General features: G+C 32.1%; 10 protein-coding genes. 9 read left to right on the top strand and 1 reads right to left on the bottom strand.

Features of this window, described 5'->3' with window-relative positions; genetic code table 11:
* The first annotated feature begins 92 nt into the window (after positions 1-92).
* Together HHX25_RS09450 and HHX25_RS09445 are read left to right on the top strand one after the other, a co-directional pair.
* A complete protein-coding gene (locus HHX25_RS09450) occupies positions 93-1,274 on the top strand; it encodes an integrase core domain-containing protein (protein WP_169672491.1) in 1,182 nt (393 codons plus the stop codon).
* Positions 1,275-1,320: 46 nt separating this feature from the next.
* Positions 1,321-2,142, top strand: coding sequence for a toxin-antitoxin system YwqK family antitoxin (locus tag HHX25_RS09445; protein ID WP_169672490.1), 822 nt, complete (start codon positions 1,321-1,323; stop codon positions 2,140-2,142).
* Between the two features lie 162 nt (positions 2,143-2,304).
* Here the strand turns inward: HHX25_RS09445 and HHX25_RS09440 are convergent, their stop codons facing one another.
* Positions 2,305-2,541 carry a helix-turn-helix domain-containing protein gene (locus HHX25_RS09440; RefSeq protein ID WP_169672488.1) on the bottom strand — a complete coding sequence of 79 codons (237 nt, stop codon included), beginning with the start codon at positions 2,539-2,541 and terminating at the stop codon, positions 2,305-2,307.
* 58 nt (positions 2,542-2,599) lie between these two features.
* Between HHX25_RS09440 and HHX25_RS09435 the strand changes: the two genes are divergently transcribed.
* The 7 genes from HHX25_RS09435 (at position 2,600) to HHX25_RS09405 (ending at position 9,404) form a co-directional block, all read left to right on the top strand.
* Positions 2,600-2,800: a hypothetical protein gene (locus HHX25_RS09435; RefSeq protein WP_169671795.1), complete on the top strand. Its 201-nt coding sequence runs from the start codon at positions 2,600-2,602 to the stop codon at positions 2,798-2,800.
* 251 nt (positions 2,801-3,051) lie between these two features.
* Positions 3,052-3,723 carry a hypothetical protein gene (locus HHX25_RS09430; protein ID WP_169672486.1) on the top strand — a complete coding sequence of 224 codons (672 nt, stop codon included), beginning with the start codon at positions 3,052-3,054 and terminating at the stop codon, positions 3,721-3,723.
* Between the two features lie 179 nt (positions 3,724-3,902).
* A complete protein-coding gene (locus HHX25_RS09425) occupies positions 3,903-5,630 on the top strand; it encodes a glycoside hydrolase family 9 protein (protein ID WP_169672484.1) in 1,728 nt (575 codons plus the stop codon).
* 154 nt (positions 5,631-5,784) lie between these two features.
* Positions 5,785-6,216, top strand: coding sequence for a hypothetical protein (locus HHX25_RS09420; protein WP_169672482.1), 432 nt, complete (start codon positions 5,785-5,787; stop codon positions 6,214-6,216).
* A gap of 161 nt (positions 6,217-6,377) precedes the next feature.
* Entirely contained in the window at positions 6,378-7,079 is a 702-nt protein-coding gene (locus HHX25_RS09415; RefSeq protein ID WP_169672480.1) for a hypothetical protein, read from the top strand.
* A gap of 166 nt (positions 7,080-7,245) precedes the next feature.
* The gene (locus tag HHX25_RS09410) at positions 7,246-7,791 is read left to right on the top strand and encodes a helix-turn-helix domain-containing protein (RefSeq protein WP_169672478.1); all 546 of its coding nucleotides are present in this window, start codon (positions 7,246-7,248) and stop codon (positions 7,789-7,791) included.
* 101 nt (positions 7,792-7,892) lie between these two features.
* Positions 7,893-9,404 (top strand): serine hydrolase, encoded by a 1,512-nt coding sequence (locus HHX25_RS09405; RefSeq protein WP_169672476.1) that lies wholly within the window; start codon positions 7,893-7,895, stop codon positions 9,402-9,404.
* Positions 9,405-9,500: the final 96 nt, after the last annotated feature.

Below are 9,500 nucleotides of genomic sequence, written 5' to 3'. Positions count from 1 at the left end.
AATTAGGTACGTTAAAGAAACATCCTTTACAAAGTTAAAGAAACATAGTTTACACTTTTTGAGGTATAATTTGAGATCAAAATCAAATTATCATGCCTTGGAAAACGACAACAACTATGGAACAAAAAATTGAATTTATCTGTGAATGGCGTACTGGAAAATATACTATCACAGAATTATGCAAGAGTTTTGGAATCTCCAGACCCACCGCTTACAAATTGATTGATCGATTCGAAAACCAAGGCTATGAAGGTCTAAAAGAGCTATCCAGAAAACCAGGAAAACATCCTAATACAACGGATGAAAAAATCGTAAAAAGTATTCTTAAGCTAAAAGAAAAACATAAGCTCTGGGGCGCTAAAAAAATTAGAGTTTTAATGTTTAAAGAGTTTCCTAAAGTAGAAATCCCATCTGTGGTAACTGTTCATAATATCCTGCGAAAACATGGATTGGTATCTCCTCAAAAACGCATGCGAAGAGTAAAACCTATATACCCTATTTTTGATCCAAAATCCTGTAATGAAGTATGGAGTGCTGATTATAAAGGAAAGTTTTTAATGGGCAATAAAATCTATTGTCACCCACTGACCATAGCAGACTCTAAAAGTCGATTTTTGTTCACTGCTAAAGGACACTACAAAGAAACTCTAAAAGCTGCAAAGGCAGAATTCACAAAGGTTTTTAGAGTGTATGGTATTCCTAAACAAATACATACTGATAATGGTAGTCCCTTTGGGTCTGTAAGAGCTATTCAACGTTATACACAACTTTCTTATTGGTTTATAGAACTAGGAATTACTCCAGTTTTTTCTGATCCAGCTCATCCTGAACAAAATGGAAGACATGAACGAATGCACCGTGATTTAAAGGCCGCTTGTGCTAAACCTTCTGCATATGATCTAAAAGCACAACAAAGACGCTTAAATCACTTTGTAAAGGAATATAACCATATACGACCTCACGAGGCTTTGGATATGAAGACACCATCAGATGTACATGATTTTTCATGTAGACCATTCCCTGAAAAAATAACTCATTATGATTATGATAGTAGCTACAAAGTACTCAAGGTAACTAAGAGTGGATCAATTAGATGGAAGTCATATTACTGGGTATATTTATCCGCAGCATTAAAGGGAAAACATGTGGGTATTGAAGAGCTAGGAAATGGTATTTGGAAAGTCTATTATAGAAACGTACTTTTAGGATACTTTAATGAAAAACAATTAAGAAACAAACAACAATCGACAAGGTTAGAAACTAATTTAGTGTAAACACATAAGCTTTAACTTGTGTAAACTATGTATCTTAACGAACATTATGAAGAAACTGATATACATACTAATTTTACTACTACTTTTCAATTGTAAATCGGAAAAAAAAGAAATTTTTCAGGAATATAATGGACAGTTAATTAAAGTGGAATTTGATGATTCTAAAACCGACTCTACTTTTTCTGGCTATGGTGGAGAACATTATCCGAATGGGAATTTAAAATCGTTGTCACTCTTTAAGAATGGAGAGCCAATTGACACGCTTTTTTACTATTATGAAAATGGTATGATAAAAGAAAAAGGACTCGTAAAAAATGGGTTGCAAGATGGTTGGTGGACTTACTTCAGAGAAAACGGAACATTAAAAGAAAAAATTGAATGGAAACCAAAAGGAAATGACACCATTTACAAAAATCAAAGTTTGGTATTTGACAATAATGGAAAGCTAAAAATGGAACCAAGCACTTATTTTGAACTTGAAATTCCAGACACTATTGTTTTCGGTAAAAATATAGCATTTATAAAAAACTATGTCAGTAATTTTAAAAATGTCGATGAGCGATTTTTATCTGTAATTATTGAAAATAAATATGCCGATAATATCATTAAAAAAGATACATTTAGTGATGGAACTTTGAAACCGTTTTTTGGGATTTTTGGACTCAAAACTGGAAAACAAATTGTAAAAGGACAAATTGAAGAGAAAATATTACAAACAGAAAAAATTAATAAAGACTCGTCTTCTTTAACGATTATTGACCACTATAAATACTTTGAAAAAGAAGTGTTCGTTTCGGACAACGAAGAAATCTCTGAAAAAAGCAAGAAAATAATAGAAGACTATTTTAAATCTAAAGAAAATAACTAACCACAACAATGGCTATAAGTAATTGCTTGTTCTCGCCTACTTCTGAAAATCCTCGCGGATTTTCAGTTTGGTGTGTACTTGCTAAGTTAACCGCTAACCCACGCAACTACTCATAGCCGAGACCGTTAGCTTTAATTTGAGAGTAACTTTGAGGAATAGAAACTACGATTTATTTTCTTGAACATTACAGATTTCTGACAAAGGAACATCTAAAGCTTGACTTATCCTGAATAGTGTATGAATTGTAGCGTTTGTTCTCCCTTTCTCAATTCTTGAAATATTCGTAGTATCGATTCTTGACTCAATTTTCCCAACTAAATCTACTTGAGTCAAACCTTTTTCAAGTCTAATTCTTTTAACATTCTGACCTATAATCTTTAAAATTTCTGACTTTTTCATACTTGCCATATTTGACAAGTCAAGAAAAGATTTATATTTGCATATATTAATGCCATATATGACAAGTTTAAATAAAAAGGAAAGGATTGATTTTTCAAATCTAAATGACAAACATTTATTATCTAACGAAGATTTAATAAAGAATCTGGATTTAGCCGTGGAAATGTTGTTCTACCTTCAAGAAGATACATTTGACAAAAAAGACATTCAGAATGCTGTTTTTGTTATAAAAAGAATTGTTGATAGCTTAAGAAAATGAGAATAATACATTTATTCCATCCGACTTGGAAGCCTGTTCTCTCACTTAGCTTTCAAGTCTGACTCTTAAGTTGTATCGTATTTCAAAATAAAAAAGTATAAAAAACTAAAGCTAACAAGATGTATAAAAAATGCTTACTTTAGTTCCTAAACTAATGGAAAAGACTTTTTGCTAACGTCCGATTTTCCTTCGGAAAATCAGCCGTTCACAAAGCACTTTTCATACATTAAACGTTGGCATTAATTTGAGGAATGGATAAAATATTAGACCGAATATTAAAATTTTTTGAAAATAAATCTATCCATTTTGGTTTAAGGACTTCCATATTTATAATATCTATTTTTGTTTTAACTACTTCTGATTACTATTTTAATTTCTCTTACGACTATCATCTGAATAATAAAATTGAAAAATTAGAATCAATAGACAACCTAAAGAAAATATATAAAACGGATTCTCTAAAATTAGCGGAACTGACTGAATTAGAAAATCGCATTTTTAAAAGAAAGCACTATTCTGACCGATTACGGAATTTAGATTTGAACCAAATCAATATTTTCAAAAAATCGGACACAACCGAAATTAAAAGTCCAGTTATTAAAAACGATAATACGACTATAAATAAACCCATTCGTTCATTATTTTGGATGACTTTGACATCTGGTTATTTTTTTATTATTTTAATAATTATGCTTATAATTTTACCATTTAGAGGTTATCCTCATAATGAATTGAAAAACGTATTAGGTTCTATTGCTGGAATCATAATACTGATTGGTGTAATCGGATTTTTAACTTGGGTTGGATATAAAATTCCTATCATATCATCAAATCATCCATATTTGAATTACATATTAAATGCTATTTTACAATCACCTCTGATTTATTTAATCTTTTGGTGGAATAAAACAGGAGAAAACTAATGCCAACAATGTGTATAATTCATTGCTAGTTAAAGCCTACTTACGAAAGTCCTCGCGGACTTTCTATCTGTGATTTATTTGCTAACTTTAGTGCTTAAACCACGCAACGAAATCATACACTAGACCGTTGTGTGCAAGTTAAACTGAGACACATTAGCAAATATCAAATAGAATAAAATATGAATAAGACGATTACATTTTTACTTTTATTTATGTCAATTAGCATCTATGCTCAGGATGATTTTGACTACAGGGTTTTAACCTATTCGCAGATTGGTTATGATTTAGAATTGCCTAAAGTTGCAATGATTCAGCATAATGATTCTACTTTTTTAAGCCCCAAAGCTTCCTTTTTCTTAAAACAAAGTTCAACTGACAATAAAGTTTATTCAGGAGCGATAATAGCGCAGGGGAAAAAGTGGGATAAGTATTGGTGGAAAGTTGATTTTACCGATTGTAAAGAGGCTGGAGAATATTATTTGACAATTAAAGATAGTAAGCAAGTTCTCTATAGCAGCAAAAAAGAACTCCCAATTAAAATAGGCAAAAACCTTTTATGGAACGAAACATGGTACAAAACAGCCCTCGCTCACTTAAAGATTCGTGATAGTTTAAGTTATCAACCCGAAGGAGGATGGAAAGATTGTGGAAGCCCTTTGCAAGAAGTTAGTAGCCACATAATAATGCTCAATGCATTGTGCGATTTAATCGAATTAAGTTCTAACGATTTATCGAACCAAGAATTAAAAGAAGCCTACCAACAAATAGTAGTTGGTGCCAATTATGTTACACGTTGCCAAGATAAAGCCAAAGAAATTGGTTTTCAAGAAGGAGCAGTAATTCACGAAATGAGGGAAAACTTTAAGGTGGTTACAGGAAATGTTGCAAAAACGGCAATGATTTTAGCACGTATTTCACGTCTTATAAAAAAGGAAGAACCAGAATTAGCGGATTCTTATTTGAAACGTTCGGTAAAGGCATACAATTGGATAGCAACATTTGGGCCTGTGCTGCACTGGGATAATACAGATTATTTTGCAATTACGCATGGTGCACCTTATGGAATGCGCAAACCACCTAAAGAATGGATGACGCGCGACTTAATAATGATGATGTGGGCTTCTGTGGAGCTATACAAATGCGGAAAGACAGAATACAAACAAAATGCAGTTGATTATGCAAATAAGATAATGGCGAGACAAGTACCTAAGGAAAAAGCCGAAGAAGGATTATATGGTCATTTTTACACCTACGATTCCTATGATTTTACCGAAAAAGCCAATATTCATTGTGGCGCATGGAATGCTAATTACAAAGCATATAACCAAGGAGGTCATTTCCCTCATTATATCATCCCATTTATCGAAATGGCTTCCCTGTGGTCAGACCATGAGAATTCAAAAAAATGGAATCAGACAGTTAAAAGCTTTGCTTATAATTATTTTGCTCCAGCTACAAACCAAAATCCGTTTAAAATACTACCTGCTGGATATTATAAAGGAATAGGCTTACTAAACTGGAGTGGCTGGTATCATGGTCACAATAAAATATTTGGCTATGCAGCAGGTTTAGCAATGGAGTTTTATCATCTGTACAATGACCAACAATTTATTGAAATAGCAACAGGTAACCTGCAATGGATAACTGGATTACACTCTGGATTTCATGAAAATACTCCCGATTTTTCAGCAAGTATGATTGTTGGTATTGGGAATCAGTATAAAGAAGATTGGGATGCCATGGTTGGCACTATTACCAACGGTTTTGAATCAGATGGTCAATTTAGACTCGAAAAACCATCTAAAGAAACCGATTTACCAATTGTATTTGGAGATGAAGGCGGAATACATCATCCAGCAGGTTGGATAAGTGGTTTGTCAAGGTTAAAAGCTTATTTGACATATTAAACTCAGAATAAAACCAGCACACAACATTTTGTATAAGTAATGGCAGGAAAGGTGCAAATATCAAGCTTTGTAGCCCGCTCAAGCTGCGTAGCGGTTTGACAGAGAAGTGTCACGCAATCTGCCACTACTCATACAATTTACCGTTGTGCATAATATGAAAAAACTAATTCTTGTCATTTTAGGAATTGCTTTTACGTCGTGTAATCCATTCGACGAAAAGAGAGTTTTGGATTACAAAGTGGAACTAACCGATTTGACTTCAAAAATTGACGATTATGACAACGGAACTTTTGACAGAGACTCAATGGATGAATTTATCATTGAAGAAATTCGTGACTTGGACATTGATTTAATTATAAAAAATATTGGACAGAAAAATCCAAGTTACTCTGGATTTGTTGAGGAAAACGATAGCCTAATAATTTTTGTGAATAGGTCTGGAAGTATATTTAAAACGGAAAAGCGAATAATTTATGATTTCAATAAAAGCCCTCGGAATTTTGGAGATGATACAATTATTGGAGCATCTTATAGAATCAAACAATTGGACGAAAGATGGTATTACTCGGAAATTGGATTTGATTAAAAAAATACTATGCACAACAATGTATAACCGCAATTACGGCGGATTCGACTACGTCCGAATCCACTCGGAATTGCTAACGTCTGTGCCAAACCGAAAAGTCTACGTATATTATTCCGTAACTGACGGTTATACTCACCGTTGTACCTAATGTCGAGAAAACGATGAATAGAATTTTAACAACTTCCTTTTTATTATTGTGCTTCACTGCCTTTAGTCAAGTTGAAGTTGACATTCCTAAAAGCTTTGTTGAAACTGAAATTCCAGAATCGTCATCTGATGAGTGGAGAAAACTAAATCACGCTCGAAACGAATTTGGAGTAGAGATTATTGACAACAAACTGAACATTGAAATAGTAAAGGAAAGAAATAATACAGAATTAAAAATAGATGGCGGAACTTTAATAGGAATCAATCGTGGAGAATGGGGTGGAAAATTATCATTTATACCGAACAATAAAGACCGAATAGAAATAAAAGAGGGAAATATTAAATTCATTTTTGAATTCAAGGATAAAATCTATTTCATTGAAGGGCTTGCCCATTTATCTTTCAATAGAGGAGCAATTTTTGAATTAAAAAAAGTTGGAGAAAATTTCTCTTATGAAAAAATATTAGAATTTAACGATGCACCAGAGGCATTCACTATTTATGAGGATAAGCTATTAATTGCAACACATCAGAATTTTTATGTTGTTGAGGATTTTAATAAAGACTTAATTTTTGAAAATACATTTTGGTATAGTTTATATCCTAATTCAATAGCTGTAATAGATATCGAAAATGTCTATTTGGGAATTAGAAGTGGATTAGTAAAATTAGATTTGACTAATGAAACAATGATATTTTATAAAAACGTTGAATAAAAACACTAGGTACAACAATGGCTATAAGTAATTGCTTGTTCTCGCCTACTTCTGAAAATCCTCGCGGATTTTCAGTTTGGTGTGTACTTGCAAAGTTAAGCGCTAACCCACGCAACTACTCATAGCCGAGACCGTTGTGTACCATACGAAAAAACGCTTTTAGAGATTGAATAAACTTTTAAAATATCGAGAAAAACTAAATCTGACTCAAGAGGAATTGGCAGAAAAAGCAAGAGTTTCAACCAGAACTATTCAACGGATTGAAAAAGGAACTGAACCCAGAGGACATACTTTAAAAGTTTTGACAGAGGCTCTTGGAATTTCAGAAGATGATTTGAAAGAAAACAAATCCGAACCAAAAGCAGAAATTATAAATTATCAACTTACTAAACACATTAATCTTTCTTCTATTTTTGGTGTAATCCTTCCACCAATTAATATTCTACTCCCTTGGTTTATTATGAAACATAAAAATCAAGTGAATGAAATAACAAAACAAATTGTTTCAGTTCAAATATTCTACACAATTATTGCATTAGTATGTATCCTTTCAAGTCCTTTTATTAGTAGATGGTTTGGAGTAACTAAACAAATAACATTAATTCTATTAGTCGTTTCGGTTATTATGAATCTATACATAATCATTAGAAACACTATTGAATTGGACAAAAATCAAAGACTGCATATCAAACTGAATTTCAGTTTTTTATAACAAATGTCAGATGATTGTCACCTAATTGTCGGGTAAATTTTTGCTGCTTTCTTATTTGATGTCAAGAGATTTGTAATTTCAAACATCAATCAAAACTTAAAATGAAATCTCACAAACTAATTTTTGCAATCCTTTTAATTCTAACGATTAAAAACAGTATTGCACAAGTCTCGAAAAATTCAAATTTATTTATTGAGCTGAAAAAAGCGGATAGCCTAATTTTTAATCAAGGGTTTAACAAGTGTGATTATTCTGCTTTAAAAAAAGTACTTCATAAGGATTTAGAATTCTTTCACGACCAGAATGGAACTCAAAATTTAGAACAATTTTACAATTCGTTTACTAATAGTATTTGTTCTAATCCCAATTTCAAACCAATTAGAAAATTAGTTAATGAAACACTAAAAGTTTTTCCTTTAAAAAATAATGGAGAAATATATGGAGCAATACAAACAGGCGAACATATTTTTTACATTAAAGAACCAAACAGAAACCTTTATGCAACTGAACAAGGAAAATTCATTCACACTTGGGTTTTGGAAAACGGGCAATGGCAAGTTAAGCGAATTGTGAGCTATGAACATAAACCACCTGCAAAAGACTATGGCCCAAAATTCAATGCAGATTACGCATACAGACTGTTTGATAATGATAAAGACATAGAGAAATTACTAAAAAAACACAAAATCCCATCCATTTCAATAGGATTGATTAAAAATGGTAGCATTCAACAAATACGAACATTTGGAAATAAAAAGTCAGGTCAACCAATTTCTAATAACAGTATCTATAAAGTTGCTTCATTAACCAAACCAATTACTGCATTTGTTGTGCTAAAACTTATTGACGAAGGCAATTGGAGTTTGGATGAACCAGTTTCAAAATATTACATAGATGAAGATATAAAACATAGTAAATATTTAGACAAACTAACTACAAGACATCTTCTATCTCATCAATCAGGTTTTCCAAACTGGAGGTATTTAACAGACGACAAGAAGTTATCTTTTCAATTTGAACCAGGTACAAGATGGCAATATTCTGGAGAAGGCTTTGAATACTTGCGTAAAGCGATTGAAAAGAAATTTAAACGTCCATTTGAAGACATTGCAAAAGAAAAATTATTTAATCCACTTGGAATGAATAACACCTATTATTATTGGACGGATAAGATTGACGAAAAACAATATGCAGTTGAACACGATGAAAACGGAGAACCAATAAACTATACAAAATATACTGATGCAAATGCTTCAGCCAATTTACTTACGACAGCAGAAGATTACTCTAAATTTTTGGTATATATTTTAAATGGAGCTGGTTTATCAGAAAAAATATATAGCGAATTTTTAAAAGCTCAAGCACACGAGAAAAACGGAATTGATTGGAGTTTGGGAATGCAAATGCTATCTAACTTGCCGAATAATGAGACGGCATTTATGCATACTGGTGGAGATTATGGAACAAAAACTATTGTACTGATTTTAAACAATTCTAAACAAGGTTTAGTGCTTTTTTCAAATTCAGAAAACGGAATGGTTTTATGGCAAAAAATCATATCTGAATATTTCGGAGCGGTTGGAGAAGAAATCGTAAGAAGAAATTTGGAATAGATATAAAAGTACGGCACACAACAACGTATATAAAAAATAGCAGTTAAGAGCTAAACCTAAAGTTTGGTTCTTTTCAGCTATCTTTGTTTTTAACTG

Origin of the sequence: Flavivirga algicola (assembly GCF_012910715.1) — a bacterium.
Classification (GTDB): domain Bacteria; phylum Bacteroidota; class Bacteroidia; order Flavobacteriales; family Flavobacteriaceae; genus Flavivirga; species Flavivirga algicola.
This window is presented reverse-complemented; position numbering and strand designations above follow the sequence as displayed.